General features: G+C 71.3%; 7 protein-coding genes and 2 tRNA genes. 7 read left to right on the top strand and 2 right to left on the bottom strand.

What is annotated here, in order from left to right:
• Positions 1-28: 28 nt before the first annotated feature.
• Both IPH07_06655 and IPH07_06650 read right to left on the bottom strand, forming a co-directional pair.
• Complete coding sequence (locus IPH07_06655) at positions 29-1,873, bottom strand: hypothetical protein (protein ID MBK6917061.1); 1,845 nt, start codon at positions 1,871-1,873, stop codon at positions 29-31.
• A gap of 139 nt (positions 1,874-2,012) precedes the next feature.
• Complete coding sequence (locus tag IPH07_06650) at positions 2,013-4,076, bottom strand: enoyl-CoA hydratase/isomerase family protein (protein MBK6917060.1); 2,064 nt, start codon at positions 4,074-4,076, stop codon at positions 2,013-2,015.
• A 294-nt stretch (positions 4,077-4,370) separates the two neighbouring features.
• Between IPH07_06650 and IPH07_06645 the strand changes: the two genes are divergently transcribed.
• The 7 genes from IPH07_06645 (at position 4,371) to IPH07_06615 (ending at position 15,748) form a co-directional block, all read left to right on the top strand.
• On the top strand, positions 4,371-4,832 hold the full coding sequence (locus IPH07_06645) for a hypothetical protein (GenBank protein ID MBK6917059.1): 462 nt from the start codon (positions 4,371-4,373) through the stop codon (positions 4,830-4,832).
• 495 nt (positions 4,833-5,327) lie between these two features.
• Entirely contained in the window at positions 5,328-6,047 is a 720-nt protein-coding gene (gene rph / locus IPH07_06640) for a ribonuclease PH (protein ID MBK6917058.1), read from the top strand.
• Positions 6,044-6,685: a non-canonical purine NTP pyrophosphatase gene (locus IPH07_06635; protein ID MBK6917057.1), complete on the top strand. Its 642-nt coding sequence runs from the start codon at positions 6,044-6,046 to the stop codon at positions 6,683-6,685. Before rph ends, IPH07_06635 begins: the two co-directional genes overlap by 4 nt.
• Before the next feature lie 70 nt (positions 6,686-6,755).
• Positions 6,756-6,832: transfer RNA gene (locus IPH07_06630), tRNA-Pro, on the top strand.
• 37 nt (positions 6,833-6,869) lie between these two features.
• A tRNA-Arg gene (locus tag IPH07_06625) sits at positions 6,870-6,943 on the top strand.
• 133 nt (positions 6,944-7,076) lie between these two features.
• Positions 7,077-15,422, top strand: coding sequence for a hypothetical protein (locus tag IPH07_06620; GenBank protein MBK6917056.1), 8,346 nt, complete (start codon positions 7,077-7,079; stop codon positions 15,420-15,422).
• On the top strand, positions 15,419-15,748 hold the full coding sequence (locus IPH07_06615; protein ID MBK6917055.1) for a hypothetical protein: 330 nt from the start codon (positions 15,419-15,421) through the stop codon (positions 15,746-15,748). The genes IPH07_06620 and IPH07_06615 overlap by 4 nt, the downstream gene beginning before the upstream one ends.
• Positions 15,749-15,813 lie beyond the last annotated feature (65 nt).

Raw genomic sequence — 15,813 nt, 5'->3', positions numbered from 1 at the left:
CGATGGCGTCGGTTGCGTCGGCGCGCCGTCACGGCTCGACCAGCGTGCAGGTCACCGGATCGAGCGAGGTCCCCAGCGGGACCTCGAGGTCGTCGACCGGCAGCGTGGCCTCGTGCTCGATGAGCGGGCTGTTGCGCGCCTCGGTGCGACGCGCCGAGATCACCGCCAGCACGTCGCGGATGCGCTCGTCGTCGGGGCGCGCGTTGCAGGCCGCGAAGAACTCCGCGACCCGCTGCGGGTGGGTCTGCGTGCCGCCGTCGCTCTGCAGGTTCGCCAGCAGCTGGCCGGCGGCCGACTCGGGCGCCGGCGCGGCGGCCTTCAGGTTGGCGATGAAGCCGGCGCGGATGCGCTCGGGCAGCGACGCAACCAGATCCACCTCGGGGTTGGCGAACTCGCCCTCGCGACCCGGGCACGCCGCACAGCCGCGCTCGCTGACGAGGTTCACGCACAGTCCGTCCCACTCGTCGGTGCAGCAGAATTCGTCCTGCGCGCACACGCAGGCCTGCACGGCCTCGCCACTGCAGCCGCCGCCGTCGTGGGGCATGCAGCAGTCGCCGATGAGCTCCGCGAACTTCTGCTTCACGGCCGCGGCGCCGTCGGGCTGGCCGGTCGCGAGCTTGGGCAGCGCGGGCACGAACTCGAGCAGGGCGCAGCGCTCGGCGGAGAACACCGGTCGCGTGAAGTCGATCGCCAGCACGTCCATCGCGAACTCTCGATCGATCACGCCGACCTGCTGCAGGCGCTCGACGAACTGCTGATCGGCGCGGGCGCGCTGCACGAACGCGAGCTTGAAGTGGGTGTCGATCGCGGCGCTGCCATCGGGCCGTCGCAGCGCCTTGCCGCCCCGCTGGACCCGCTGGCCGCTCGCGGCGATCGCCGCGTCGTACGACGCCGGCGTCACGTTGATCTGCAGCGGGAACGCACCGGCGTCGAAGACGTCGTCCACCAGCGCCTCGGCCGGCACGAAGCGCACCGGATCGTCGACCGCCTTGGCCGCGGTGCCGAGGTTGAACTCGTGGGTGCAGAACAGCGGCGCGAGCACCCGCTCGAGGTCACCCTCCAGCAGCAGATTCTTGAGCCAGATCTCCGTCCACTCGCGGTTGGCCGCCAGCACCGTCTGCTCGAGATCCGAGCCGGTACGGCGGGTGCCGAGATCGTCGATGGCGTCGATCAGCGTGGCCGCACCCGGCGTGGTCGCGTCGCCCTCCCAGTGCACCCACGGCGTGTCGAGCTCCTTCATGATCATGCCGCCGTCGGCGTGGCACTGCGCGCAGCGGGACTGGGTGCCCGGCGTGACGAGATCCTGCGAGGTGCCGTGGAAGGTCCACACGCCGCCCTGCAGCGTGTAGAAGGAGAAGCTGCCGAGCGTGGGATCGAAGGCCATGAACTCGGCATCGTCGGGCACCCGCGTGCTGTCGCCGTGGAGGTTCGCCATCGAGATCGCCAGGCCGTGCTCGGGGCGGCCGCCGCAATCGCGGATCGTGATCGCCCGGAAGCCGTCGGCGACGCCAGTGACCTGAGCCGTCTCGGAGACCACCGCGGTGCCGGTGCCGGTTGGCACCGCACAATCGACGCCGTCGCGCATCGCCAGCACCTCCATGACGTCCGCGGCGGTGCGTGGGCAGCTGCCCTCGGCGCGCAGCACGAACTGCGCGATCGGATCCTTCAGCATCGTGGGATCGACGAGCTTGCGCGAGAAGCCCTGGCGACCGTCGAACACCTCGGCGCACGCCCCCGGGGGCGCGACGTCGTCGGCCTTGCCACCCGCGCCGCGACCGGTGTCGTCGGCCTCGCCTCCGCGGTCGGGGGCGCAGGCGGCGAGGCCGAGGAGGAGGCAACGGACGAGCGGACGGCGCATGCGGGGACGCTCCATGGCGACCATGTAGGCGCCTGGGTGACAGGGTAGGCACCGAAGCGGGCGCGGTGCAACCCCCTCGGCGGTGCGTGGGGGCCGTTGCACCGCGGAATCACGGACGATACCGACCGCGGGCGAGCTCGCGCGCCGCCGGCCTTCAGCCGATCGGATCGGCGAACACTGGCGGCTTGCCCCGCAGCATCGCGGTCACGCCGACCTTCGCGGCCGGTGCCGCGAGGCTCTGCGCGGCGCGCTGCGACTCGATCGCCGCGCCCTCGGCCAGCGTGGCCCCGTTGGCATCGCGGATCGTCGCGACCAGCAGCTCACGCAGCGCCGCCGACAGCTTCACGCCGGCCTCGTTGGTGCCGGGCACGTCGGTGGCGACCTCGTGGGCCGCACCCTCGGCGCGGAAGCTCGGCATCGCGGTGCTGCCATCGGCGAGTGCACGTGCGAAGGCCATGCTCTTGCCCGGCAGCTCGGCGACCGGCACGACGTCGTGGACGAAGCCCCACGACGCGGCGGTCTCGGCCGCAATCGTCGCGCCGGTGAGCAGCGCGCGATCGATCGCCGCGGCGGCGTCGGTCCGGCTGGCGCGGTGGACCATGTGGCAGCCGCCGAGCCCCGGGATCACACCGACGGTGGTCTCGGGGAAGGCCAGCTTGGTGCCGCTGGCGGCGATGCGGGCGTGGCAGGCCGCGGCCAGCTCGAGGCTGCCCCCGAGCGCGCGACCGACCAACGCCGCGACGGTCGGCTTGCCGCTGCGCAGCTTGGTGCAGGTCCGCTTCCAGCGGTCGATGAGCGCGGCGGCGGCCGCTTCGTCGCCGAGCACCGGCACGAACGCCTGGAGGTCGGCACCGTGGCCGAACTCGCGGCTGTGTCGGCCATCGGGTGCCAGCACGATCGCCTTCACGTTCGGGTCAGCCGACAGCTGTTGGTAGGCATCGTCGATCTCGGCCAGGAACGTGTCCGACAACGTCGTGCGGCGCAGCGACAGCAGACCCACGCCATCGTGCACGGCGGTGTCGACGTAGATGCGGTTCCACGCCGCCGCGCCCGGCTGCAGCGCCGACGCCGGCGCCACGCGATCGGCGTGGGTGATGCCGAGCTCGTCGACGAACGCAGCCAGCAGCTCGCGTGCCTGCGGCAGGCCCAGGCGCGCGATGAGGGCCGGCACGCCCTCGCGGAACGCCAGCGCCTGCTCGCTGAGGAAGTTGATCGCCGGCAGCGACGCGACCTTGCCCTCCACCATGCCGGCGACCAAGGCGATGAGCATGCCGAACATGCGCGCGCGGACCTCGGGCACGCGATCGGGCGGGCAGCTCTGCCCGCGCTCGTAGGGCCACTGCTTCTTGGGGTCCTCGATGTACGGGCGCCAGCACTCGGGGATCGCGAACAGCGTCGAGTCGACCTCGGCGGCCATCAGCTGCATGCAGTGCGCCGAGAGGTAGTTGGCGCCGGGGATCATGTTGTGCACGTAGAACGGCGACGTGCCGAGCAGGTGTCGGCAGGCGTCGTCGATCTGCGCCGGCGAGAGGCCCAGCGCGTCGTGGATCCGCACCGCCTCGAGCATCATGCCGCAGAAGAGCCGATCGGCCGCGAACGCCGGCACGTCGCGCACCTCGATCAGGTTCATGCCCAGCGACGACAACAGCTTGCGCATCACGCCGAGCTCGGCCTTGCCGGTCACCGCACCCTCGACCGGTAGCTCGAAGAGCTTGTTGGTGAGGTGGGGGAAGAACGGGTGCAGCACGGTGCAGCGAGCCTTGCCCGCCAGCTCGCCGAAGAGCTGCGTGGTCGGGAACCCGCTGGTCGCCGACGTGATGTACGCGTCGGGTTGGCGCGCGTGCACGGCCTGGTAGAAGGCGTGCTTGAGCGGCAGTCGCTCGGGGATCGCCTCGAACACCAGGCCGATGCCGAGCTGTGCCGGCAGCTGCTCCGGGCCGCCCTGCACGATCGTGATGCCGGCAATGATGCGATCGATCTCGTCGGCCTTGAAGCGATCGCCGAACGCCGCGCGCAGCTTGCTCGGCAGCTCGTGCACGGCAGGGGAGGGATCGAGCGCCACCACGGGGATCCCGTGCGGGGTCAACAGCCGCGCGAACTGCCCGAGCTTGCCGAGGCCGACGTTGCCGCATGCGCCCGCGACGACCAGCGCGCGTGGGCTGGCCTCCTCGTTCGGTTGGAACACGGAGCGCAGCGCGGGATCGGAGATCGTTGCCATGGCGGGCGGAGCATACGCCCAGTGCTCGGCCCCGGAGCGCCCCGAAGGTCAGGTCCAAGGGTTGAGAATTCCCACGGTTTTCGGGCCGAGCAGGGCGGCAGGGGCGGGCCTCGATGCCCCCGCGCCGCCGGGTGCACAGGCCTGGCGGTGCACGCTGGAGCCGGCCGAGCCGAGGCCTCGATCCCTACGTTTTCGTGACACAGCCCTGATGGATCCGTGCCTCGGCCCCGCCGTATGGTCGCCACGGCTCGATCCGGCCACCCACCAACCCACTCACGGGAGTCTCAAGAAGTCATGAAGATCACCTCCACCCTCCTCCTCGGCGTGTTCGCAACCTTCGCTCTGTCCGCGGTCCCCGCCTGCGACGACAAGAAGGACGACAAGAAGGCCGAGGACAAGAAGGACGGCAAGGCCAAGGCCGACGACAAGAAGGGCGAAGAGAAGAAGGCGGAAGACAAGAAGGACGCCGCCCCCGAGGAGAAGAAGGAAGAGGCCAAGGCCGATGAAGGCGGCGGCGGCGGTGGCGACAAGATCGGCATCCCCGAGTGCGACGAGTACATCGAGAAGTACACCAAGTGCATCAGCGACAAGGTGCCCGAGGCGGCGCGTGGCTCGATGAAGGACGCGATGGACGCGTCGGCCAAGGCTTGGAAGGAAGCCGCTGCGGGCCCGGGCAAGGACGGCCTCGCCGCTGCTTGCAAGGGTGCGCTCGACGCCGCCAAGCAGGCGACCGCGGCCATGGGCTGCGAGTGGTAGTGCTTCCGGGGTCCTGACGCGGAACCTCCTGCGCCCGTGACCCGGGTGAACGGCCGGCGTGCGAGAGCACGACCGGCCGTTTCCAATTCTGCTTCACGTTTTCGCCGCGACCGGGTCAGCGCGGGCGGCAGGCGATCATGGGCCGGCAGATTTCTCGCTTGGGTCTCCGGATCGCGTATTCTTGCAACCCTGTTTGGTCGGCGCGTGGCGCCCCAACACCCAGGGAGAGAAACCACCATGAAGTTCGTCAAGAGCCTCCTCGTTGTCGCGTCGCTGTCGGCGTTCGCGCTTTCCACCACCGCCTGCGACAAGAAGGAAGAGCCCAAGAAGGAAGAGAAGAAGGAAGAGAAGAAGGAAGAGAAGAAGTAGCCCTTCTTCCCTGCCTGGAGCCCTTCGACGTTCGAGGGCTCGTGAAGGGGCGCTCGCGCGGCTGCGGGGGCGCCCCTTCGTACGTGGTTGCAAGCGCGCGCGCGGACGCATAGCGTTCGCGACGTCATGCGACACGACGGTCGAGCACCCCATCAGCTGCGTCCGTGCACGATCGAGCCCGGCTTCATCGGACAGGCGCTCGGCTCTGCCCTCATCGCCACCGGCCGCACGCGGGTGATCTGCACCGCGAGCGTCGAGGAGCGGGCGCCGTCGTGGCTCCAAGGCGGTGGCTGGGTCACCGCCCAGTACGCGATGTTGCCCGGCGCGACGGCGCCGCGGGGCTCGCGGGACCCGGGCGGTCGCGGCAAGGAGATCCAGCGCATCATCGGCCGTGGCCTGCGGGCGGCGGTCGACCTCTCGCAGCTGGTCGGGCCGACCGGACCGCTGTCGATCGTCTGCGACTGCGACGTGATCGAGGCCGACGGTGGCACCCGCACGGCGTCGATCACCGGCGCGTTCGTGGCGCTGTCGATCGCGCTGTCGAAGCTGCGCGCGCAGGGGCGGCTCGCCACCGACCCGATCGTCGCGCCCGTCGCGGCCGTGAGCGTTGGGCTGGTCGGTGAGGCCCAGACCGCGATGCTCGATCTCGCCTACGAGGAGGACGCGAGCGCGGTCGTCGACCTCAACGTCGTCGCGCTCGCCGGTCGTGGCTTGGTCGAGGTGCAGGGCACCGGCGAGCACGGCACGTTCTCCCGTGCGCAGCTCGACGCGCTGCTCGATCTGGCCGAGTCGGGCATCGCCAGCTTGGTCGACGCCCAGCGGCAGGCGCTGGAGGGCGTGCGGTGAGCCGCCGCCTGTTGGTGGTGGCGACCGGCAACCGCCACAAGCTCGCCGAGCTCGACGCGATGCTGCGTGGGGCTGTCGAGGTGGCGCCGGCGTCGGCCTTCGGCGAGCCGCCGACGATCGAGGAGACCGGCGAGCGCTTCGTCGCCAATGCCGTGCTCAAGGCCGAGGGCATCGCGGTGTGGCTGCGCGGGCGCGACGTGCCGGGCGATGCGTGCGTGCTGGCCGACGACTCGGGCATCAGCATCGATGCGTTGGCTGGCGCGCCGGGGGTGATCAGCGCCCGCTGGGCCGGCGAGCCCAGCGACGACGCGGCCAACAATCGCAAGCTCGTGGCCGAGCTCCGCGCCCGCGGGCTCGAGGCCAGCGCCGCCCACTACACGTGTGTGCTCGCGCTGGTGCGGGTCGACGGTCGTCGGCTGCCCGGTGGCGAGGCGCTCGAGTGCTTCGAGGGGCGTTGGGACGTCGAGGTCCGAACCGCAGCGCGGGGGGCCGGTGGGTTCGGCTACGATCCCCACGCGTGGCTCGACGGCGGCGCGTGCACGGTCGCGGAGCTCGGCGCCGACGACAAGGCCGCGCGCTCCCACCGGGGCATCGCGCTGCGCCGTCTGCTCGAGTGGTGGCAGGTCCACGGCCTGTGATGCGGGCCGATGCGAGGGCGCGCGCAGGCGATTCCGCCGCGCCGAGCTTTCGGCTATCATCGGCCGCAATCGGGGCGTGGCGCAGTCTGGTAGCGCGCCTGTTTTGGGTGCAGGAAGCCGGAGGTTCGAATCCTCTCGCCCCGACCACCCGTGATCCCGCAAGCTGCGGGATCACGGATCGCGTGCGCCCGTAGCTCAGTTGGATAGAGCGTCGGCCTTCTAAGCCGAATGTCCCAGGTTCGATTCCTGGCGGGCGCGCCGTCCTGCGACCTTGCGATCGGGCTGCGCCGGCCGCCACCGTCCACGCCGTGCGGCTTGTCGACGTGCACGCGCGCGCATAGGCTGGCCGACGCAGCATCGGGATGACGCGGGCGGGCGAAGGGACGGGCGCGTGACGGGGGCTGGCTCGGGCGGTCCGGCGGCGCCGCGGCCGGGGTTCGATGTGCGGGTCGACGTGCGGGTGCAGCCGAACGGGTCGATCGCGCCGCAGTCGCTCGAGGAGGGCAAGCGCCACGAGTTCGTGGCGGCGATTCCGAAGCCGGAGCCGGGCGGGGCGATGCTGCCGGATCGATCGCGGGCCGAGGGTGGCTTTGCGATCGCGAAGCAGGGCGAGGCGTGGAGCACGAGCGCGCCGACGGGGGTGGGCGCGGTGGCGATCGGGCTGCCGCTGCCGCGGGCGCGGGCGCTGACGCCGGGGTTGTCGCTGGGCTACGCGAGCACGGGTGGCAACGGGCCATTCGGGTGGGGCTGGCGGCTGTCGGTGCCGTCGATCCGACGCGTGAGCACGAAGGCGATCGTGCGCGCGCACGGGCGCGGGGTGCCGGAGTACGACGACGAGCTCGACGTGTTCGCGTTCGGCGATGGCGAGGCGCTGGTGAAGATCGAGGGCGGCCGCCATCGGCCGCGGGTCGAGTCGAGCTTCGCTCGCATCGAGCGCAAGGGCAGCGGTGCAGCTGCGCACTGGATCGTGCGCGACCGCAACGACGTGGTGTCGATCTTCGGGCGCACCACAGAGGGGCAGATCGCGGACCCCGAGGACCCGTCGCACGTGTTCGAGTGGCTGCTGCAGGAGCAGCGCGATGCCTTCGGCAACGTGGTGCTGTACCGCTGGCAGGCCGAGGATCTCCGTGGGGTCGAGACCGGTGGCGCTCGTGAGCGCGGCGCGAGCGGGCCGCAGCCGCAGCGGTACCTGCGACGGGTGCTGTACGGCAATCGCACCCTGCTGCCGGCCGCACCGCTCGAGCCGACGGCGTTCGACGACCCGGGCGCGCGGGCCCCGTTCGCGTTCGAGGTGGTGTTCGACCACGGACAGCACGACGCCGAAGATCCGCGCATCGACGAGGACCAGCCGTGGCCGCTGCGCCCCGATGCGTTCTCGAGCGCACGGGCGGGCTTCGAGGTGCGCACGCGTCGACGCTGCGCGCGGGTGCTGGTGTTCCATCGCTTCGCGGAGTGCAACGCGGGCAAGCCGACGTTGGTGCGCGCGCTCGAGCTGGGCTACGAGGCCGATCGCTTCGCGTCGCGGCTGGTGAGCGCGACGATCCGCGGTTACGACGGTGATGATCGCGAGGCGCTGCCGCCGCGACGCTTCACGTACAGCCCGCGCACCATCGCGGCCAAGACCCGCACGCTCGGGACCGCCGAGCTCGGCGGCGTCGCGCTCGATCTGTCGGGCAAGTACACCGACGCCGAGCTCATCGACCTCGACGGCGACGGCCTCGCGGGGCTCGTGGTGCGCGACACCGGGCACTTCGACCACCGCGCCGCCGGCGATGTGCCGGGCAGCTTCCGCGCACCCGCGCGGGTCGGCTTCGGCGCATCGCCGTCGACCGACCCTGCACTGCATGCGCAGCGCTTCCTCGACGTCGCGCCGCAGGGGCGGCCAGCGCTGGTCGAGTTCGGCCCCAGCGACGCGACGGTGTTCGAGCGCGAGCCCGAGGACCTCGCCGGCGCTGGCGCGGCCTGGAAGGACGGCGTGCAGATCGCGGCCGCGCACACGCCACCGGTGGGCAAGGATCCGATCGAGGCGCAGCATCGGATCTACGTCGCCGATCTCGACGGCGACGGCATCGCCGACGTGTTGGTCGCGAAGGACGGCAGCTACACGTGGTGGCGGCGCTTGGGCGAGCGCAGCGAAGACGGCTGGACGCTGCAGCCCGCGGTCACGCACGACGGCGACGAGGATGCGGGCCCGGGCCCGGTGCTGTACGACGCGCGTCGCGATCGTCCGCCCGCGGAGGGTGGCACCGCCGACGTGCGCACCGAGGCGATCGTGCTCGCCGACATGACCGGCGACGGCCTGCCCGATGTCGTGCGGCTGCGCGCCGACGAGGTCGCGTACTGGCCCAACCTCGGCCACGGACGCTTCGGTCGCAAGGTCGTGATGGACGCGCCGGGCCTGGGCGAGCCGGTCGACATCGATCGCGTGCGACTGTGCGATGTCGACGGGCTCGGTCCGGTCGACGTGCTGTACCTGGGCCAGCGCGGCGCGACGCTGTGGGCCAATGCCAGCGGCAACGCGCTGCAGCGGTCGGCGAGCTTCGCCGTGCCGCCGCTCGAGCAGCTGCGGTGCTCGAGCCTGTGCTGCGTCGACGGCAACACCACCGCATCGTTCGCGTTCGCGAAGGCCGAGCCCGAGGCGACGCTCACGATCGTCGACTTCATGGCCGCGCCACCGTACCTGCTCGTGCAGGACGACTCGGGCTTCGGTGCGCGCACGAGCGTCGCGTATGCGTCGAGCGCGACGTTCCAACTCGCCGATCGCGTGCGCGGGCAGCCGTGGCGCACGCGGCTGCCGCGACCGCTGTCGGTGGTGACGCAGGTCGAGTCGCGCGACCTCGTGGCGGGCACGCGGCACGTATCGCGATTCTCGTACCACCACGGGCACTGGGACCCCCGCGAGCGCGAGTTCCGAGGCTTCGCCAGGGTCGAGCAGCGCGACAGCGCCGAGGTGGAGCAGCTCGGGCCCTCGAGCGCGTTGCAGAGCATGGACGCGACCGACGTGGTCGCGCCGCTGCGCACGGTGACGTGGTTCCACGTCGGCGCGCCGCTCGACCTGCGCGACGAGTACAGCGATGCCGACCCGCAGGCCGCCGTGCTCGAGCCGGTGAGCTTCGATGGGTGCGCGGGTGATGCCGACGGACTGCGGGCGGTGCGGGGCGCGACGCTGCGGGTCGAGAGCTACAGCGAGGATGCCGCGGCCCCGACGACGCCGCTGGTGGTCGTGCAGCACGCCCACGTCGTGCGTGCGCTGGCGGCCGTCTGTCCCCACGGCACGCCGTGCCACCACGTGCACACGCAGCAGTCGCTGACGTACACCTACGAGCTCGCGGGTGAGCCGGCGTTCGATCCGGCGCAGGCGGAGGTGCCGGCGAGCACGGCGGCGCTGGCCGATCCGCGGCTGTCGCAGTCGGCGGTGCTCGAGCTCGATGACTTCGGCAACGCGCTGCGGACGATCAGCGTCGCGTATCCTCGACGTCGGGCGGTACCGGAACCGAAGTGGGTGGTGCCGGTCGAGCCACCCACGCCGACCCCCGAGCACCCGGTCGACGCCGTCGTGCAGGTGCGGCTCGATGGGATCCTCTTCGACGAGGCCAAGAGCTTCGTGCTGCCGCAGGCGCGACCGGGCCTGGGCGTACTCGCGGCGATGCACCGCGACGAGGCGCGCGGCGAGGTGCTGGTGGTCGGTCACACCGATCGCGAGGGCAAGCTCGCCGACAACGATGCGCTGTCGCTGCAGCGCGCCCACGCGGTCGCGGCGTTCCTGCGCGGCGACGCCGACGCGTGGTTGCCGCTGTTCGACAAGAGCGTCCCCAAGGATCGACGGCTGGGTGCCCACGAAGAGGCGCTGATGCTCGCCGACGTCGGCTTCGCGGGTGACCTGGCGGGGTTCCAGCGCAGCGCCGGGCTCGACGATGACGGCGACATGGGCCCGCTGACGCGGCGGGCGCTCATCGCCCGCTACATGCGTCGCGATGGTGGCACGGGCGGTGCGGCCGAGCCCGGCTCGCCCGCCGCACCGCAACCCGGCGACGAGCCCCGCGAGGCGCTGTTGCCCGAGGGCACCACGATCGGTGTGGCCGCCGGCGGTGAGCACTACCCCGTGGTCGCGACCGACGACGACGTCGCGCAGGCCGAGAACCGCCGCACCGAGGTGTTCATGTTCGCCGCGGCGATCGAGCCGCCGGTGCCGACGGCCGATGGCGTGCTCGGCCCCGATGCGCCGGCGTATGCGACGTGGACCAGCCGCGGCGGCGGCGTCGTGCGCATCGACGCGACCACCGGCGACGTCCTGCGACCCGATGGCCCGGGCGGGCGCGAGCCGCCGTTCTTCGAGCCCGTCGACGACGACGCGGTGCTGCGCGACGGCGACATGGTCGATGCGCAGCTGCAGCCGGTGATCGTCGCGACGGTGTCGAAGATCGCCAACCGCGACACGCACGGGAGCGTGCGGATCGGCGTGGTGTTCGAGACCGCGAGCTTCGAGGTCACCGGCGTGGCGGTCGACCCGAGCGCGCCGCTGTCGTTTGCGGCGCTGGTGTCGGCGGCGAGCGGGGGCAGCGAGATCGGCTTCCATGCGGCCCCCAGCGGCGGGCCTGCCCGGCGGCTGCTGTCATGCTCGCGCGTGCTGTACTGCGACGGCGGTGATGGGAAGGCCGCGCTGCCGCTGGGCGTGATCGGTGCGTTCGCGCTGCCCCATCACACGCTCGCGCAGCTCGACACCACGCGCGCCGCGGCGCTGTTCGACACGCCGCTGGCGATCGCGGGCCTGCAGCCGCTGCCCGAGCTGCTGGGCGCGGCCGGCTACGTCCACGACGACGGCAGCTGGTGGGCGCCCTCGGGGCGCACGGTGTTCGACCCGGCGCAGTTCTACCTGCCGGTCGCGCAGTACGATCCGTTCGGCACCAAGGTCGGCGAGACCGAGTACGACGCGCATCGCCTGTGCGTGACGGCCACGCAGACGCTCGTTGCCGGCGGCCCGCCGCTGCGCAGCGACGCGATCCACGACTACCGCGTGCTCGCGCCGTGGGCGACGAGCGACCCCAACGACACCACCGTGGTCGTCGCGTACGACGCGCTGGGTCGGGTGATCCGCGAGGTCACGCGCGGGCGCCAGGCGGTCAAGCGCGCGGCGAAGGACTTCGGCAGCGACGCCGCGGCGCTCGCGAAGCTCGGCGAAGAAGGCGACAGCCACCAGCATCCGACCCGCCGCTACCACCACGACGCGCACGCCTTCGCGCGCAACGGCAGGCCGACCTCGACGACCGCGTACGTGCGCCTGCAGCACGGCGAGCACACCGAGCGCGTCGCGCTCTCGGTCACGTACTTCGACGGCGGCGGCGGCGTGCTGCAGAGCCGCGCACGCACCCAGGGCGGCAAGTTCCGCGTCAGCGGACGCACGATCGTCAACAACAAGGGCCTGCCGGTGCGCACGGAGGCACCGACCATCGCAAGCTCGCAGCACTACGGCGACGCGCCCGGCAAGACCATGGCGCGGATGCACTACGACGCGCTCGGACGCTGCGTGCGGGTCGACCACGCCGACGGCACCCACGAGCGCACGCAGTACGGCGCGTGGGCACAGATCGTGTTCGATCGCGGCGACACGGCGCACGACAGCGAGTGGCTGGCGCGGCAGACGAAGAATGATGGCAGTGGTGCCGCGAGCGCTGCGGTGGTGCAGCAGGCGCAGGTCTACGCGCACACGCCGACGATCGTGCGCTACGACGTGCTCGGTCGGCCGTGCGCGACGTTCTCGAGCCTGCGCGAGCAGGACGCGTCATCGCAGGGTGCCGCGAGCGGCGAGTTTCGGATGCACGCGACGCGACAGCGGCAGGACGTCTCGGGTAACGTGGTTGCGGTGGTCGACGCGCGCGGCAACCTTGCGGAGCGACGGGAGGCCGACATGCTCGGGCGGACGCTGCGCGTGGTGTCGGCGGACGCGGGCGAGTCGTTGGCGCTGGTGGATGCGATCGGCGCGCCGGTGGTGTCCGTCGATGCGCAGGGTCGGGTGTTCACGTGGCGCTTCGACGCGCTGCGGCGACCGATCGAGGACTGGGTGCACGAGGGTGGCCGCGGTGTGCTGCTGGGCAAGCGTGTGTACGGCGACGGCACCAACGATGCCGCCCACGGCGAGGGCGGTGCGCCGGCCGGCGGGCGGCACCGCGGTCGATTGCTGCGGGTCTACGACGGCGCCGGCGAGACGCGGTTCGAGTCGTACGACATGGACGGCAACGCGACGGCGACCACGCGTCGCCTCGTCGACTTACCGCGTTGGCTCGCCGAGCACGACGAGCGCCCGCGCGTCGACTGGAGCATGATCGCGGGCTGCGAGCGCGTCGCGGAGATCGACGACGTGCTCGCGTCGGTCGGCGTGCTCGAGGACGGTGCATGGGCCACGAGCGCCGAGCACGACGCGCTTGGCCGCGCGACGCTCGTGCATCCGCCGCTGGGCGCATCGCAGCGGCGGCACTACACCGACGACGGCCTGCTCGAGCGCATCGAGCGGGACGATCGGCTCGCGGGTGGCGAGCTCGCGACCGTGTACCAGGTCGATGCGTTCGATCATCTCGGTCGACCGTTGCTGGTCCAGCACGGCGGCGCCGCGACCACGCGGCTGAGCTACGACGGGCAGACCGAGCGGCTGGTGTCGTGCTCGAGCGTGGCGGCCAACGGCACGCCGCTGCAGGGGCTGAGCTACACCCACGATGCGCTCGGCAACATCGTGCGGATCGCCGATGCGTCGCGTCCTGCGGTGTACGCGGGCAACGCGAAGCACGCGGCCGTGAACGACTACCGCTACGACGCGCTGTACCGCTTGGTCGAGGCGACCGGTCGCGAGCACATCGGTCAGATCGACGGCAAGACGCCGCGCGCGAGCGCACCAGTCGTGGCCGCCGAGCCGAACGACGCCGGCGCGCTGCGGCAGTACGTGCAGCGCTACCGCTACGACGCGGCGGGGAACCTGCTGCGGCTCGAGCACGCCGCGGGCGCCGGCTCGTACACCCGGGTGTACGCGTATGGCGATCGCGGCAACCGCCTGCGCGCGACCGGTCGGCATGAAGCGGAGCTGTTCGAGCGGTACCGGCACGACGCGGGTGGGCACATGCTCGCGATGCCGCACGTGGACGATCTGCGGTGGAACGAGGTCGGTGAGCTCGACCGCGTCCGCATCGGCACGATGACGGCGTACTTCCAGTACGCCGGTGGCGTGCGCGTGCGCAAGTACGTGGTCAAGGGCGGCAGCGTCGTCGAAGACCGCCGCGTGGTCGACGGCGTGGAGGTCTTCATCAAGGGCAAGCGCGGTGCGTACGGGGCCGTGCAGGTCATCGAGCGCACCGAGACCGAGGTGTTCGGCGACGCGGGGCTGCGCATCGATCGCAAGACCAAGCGCGAGGGGGCCGCGTGCGACGTCGTGCACTGGCGGTACGCGCTGCACGATCACCTCGGGTCGGTGGCGGTGGAGGTGGATCGAGCGGGGAAGGTGATCTCGCGGGAGGAGTACCACCCATGGGGCACGACGGCCGTGCGCGCGGTGACGAGCGAGCTCGGGGTGAGTCCGCGGCGGCATCGGTACCTCGCGCGCGAGCGGGATGACGAGACTGGGCTGGCGCTGCATGGGGCGCGGTACTACGCGCCGTGGCTGGGGAGGTGGACGGCGGCGGATCCGATCGGGCTCGCGGGGGGATTCAACCGGTACGCGTACTGCCGCGGGAGTCCCGTGACGTTGCGCGACGTGGACGGCCGCGCGCCGGAGGGGAGCGAGTGGGACGACACGATGGCGGCCGCGCCACACCGTCGCGACCGTGCAGCGGAGCGCGCGGAGGCGAAGCGCGCGGCTCAACGTGCAGCCGAAGACGCACTGATCGCGGCCTTTCGCAAGACACTCGCGCTCGAGTACGAAGCCAATCTCCGCGTCGCTGACCGCTCGCGCATGAAGTGGATCGAGGGGGCACGAGCCACATGGCTCTACCCAGGCGGGCGTACCGTCGACAACTTCGATCCCAACGATCACGCTGGCACGGGCGCCGCGCGGGTCAGCGAGTACGCGTCGGAGCTCTGGCGGGTCTCCGATGCACAGCTGAAGAACGCCGGGCTCGAGGCTCGCATCGCCGGTCTAGTGAGCGCCCACCGCAAGAAGCTCAGCGGGATCAACTGGCGGAGCGACCTTGCGGAGGACCTGCAGCTACTGGACGCGGCCTACTCAGCCGGCGCCGGCGTTGCCGGTCAGGGGCTCGGGGTTCGTCCGGTGAAGGTTGCTGCGTCCCCGCCTCGCGCCAGACCCCCCGCGACGGCTCCACCTCACACCGTCGACCTGCCGCCTGCAGACCTTGCGGCAGCGCCGGGAGCTGGTGGCGACATCGTCTATCGCGCACTCACTGCCGCTGATGCAGAGGCGCTGGCTGCAGGTCGCGGGCTAACTGCTAAGGCACCAAGCGGTACGTGGACGGCGGCGGAGCACGTGGCCAACGCGGGTCCCGGTGCGGGCGGTGCGGTAGCGAACAGCCCGTGGATCTCTACGACCCGCAGTCTCGACGTCGCTCGGGCGTATGACAGCGGACACGGCATCGTGACAATCGACCTCAGCAAGGTACCATCGATGCAGGTAGAGGTCTGGCAGCATGCGCCGCGGGCTAACGGCATGCGAGGCCTGCCGTATCATCGTTCGATCTGGGCTCAAGAAGTCACGATCTTTCATTCCATTCCGTTCGACGCAATTGTCGGAGGCTCCAGATGAACGCTCTCTCTAACGACATCACCGAACTCAAGCGCGAGATCTCGGAATTCGCCGTCCCGTTACAAACCGCCCGTCAAGTCCGTTCCGAGCGTTTTGACGCCGTGATTGCCCGCATCGGGAGCATTGCCCGACGCCTTCAAGGTTCCGATAGTCTCCCGCGAGACCTTCTGAACGAGATCTACTTCTTCGCTCAACTGCTTCGGAACGAAGCTAGACAAAGCGATGCACTTTCTCCACTTGCGGATAGAGTTGAGTTCCTGTTCGGCCTATTGCTGAAAGGAGAGTTGCCCGAAGACCGCGTTCCTGGGCGTCCCCGGATCATCTAGCGAGCCGCCCTTCATTCATCGGCGCCGAAACCGACGACGAGCTGGGTCTGACTCCAGAGGCGATG

This window comes from Deltaproteobacteria bacterium (assembly GCA_016709225.1).
GTDB classification, from domain to species: Bacteria; Myxococcota_A; Polyangia; order Nannocystales; family Nannocystaceae; genus Xiheibacterium; species Xiheibacterium phototrophicum.
This window is presented reverse-complemented; position numbering and strand designations above follow the sequence as displayed.

What these genes read in the sequence shown, in the direction of transcription:
- IPH07_06655 (MBK6917061.1), bottom strand. Translation starts at nt 1,873, where the DNA reads ATGGAGCGTCCCCGCATGCGCCGTCCGCTCGTCCGTTGCCTCCTCCTC.
- IPH07_06650 (MBK6917060.1), bottom strand. Translation starts at nt 4,076, where the DNA reads ATGGCAACGATCTCCGATCCCGCGCTGCGCTCCGTGTTCCAACCGAAC.
- IPH07_06645 (MBK6917059.1), top strand. Translation starts at nt 4,371, where the DNA reads ATGAAGATCACCTCCACCCTCCTCCTCGGCGTGTTCGCAACCTTCGCT.
- rph (MBK6917058.1), top strand. Translation starts at nt 5,328, where the DNA reads ATGCGACACGACGGTCGAGCACCCCATCAGCTGCGTCCGTGCACGATC.
- IPH07_06615 (MBK6917055.1), top strand. Translation starts at nt 15,419, where the DNA reads ATGAACGCTCTCTCTAACGACATCACCGAACTCAAGCGCGAGATCTCG.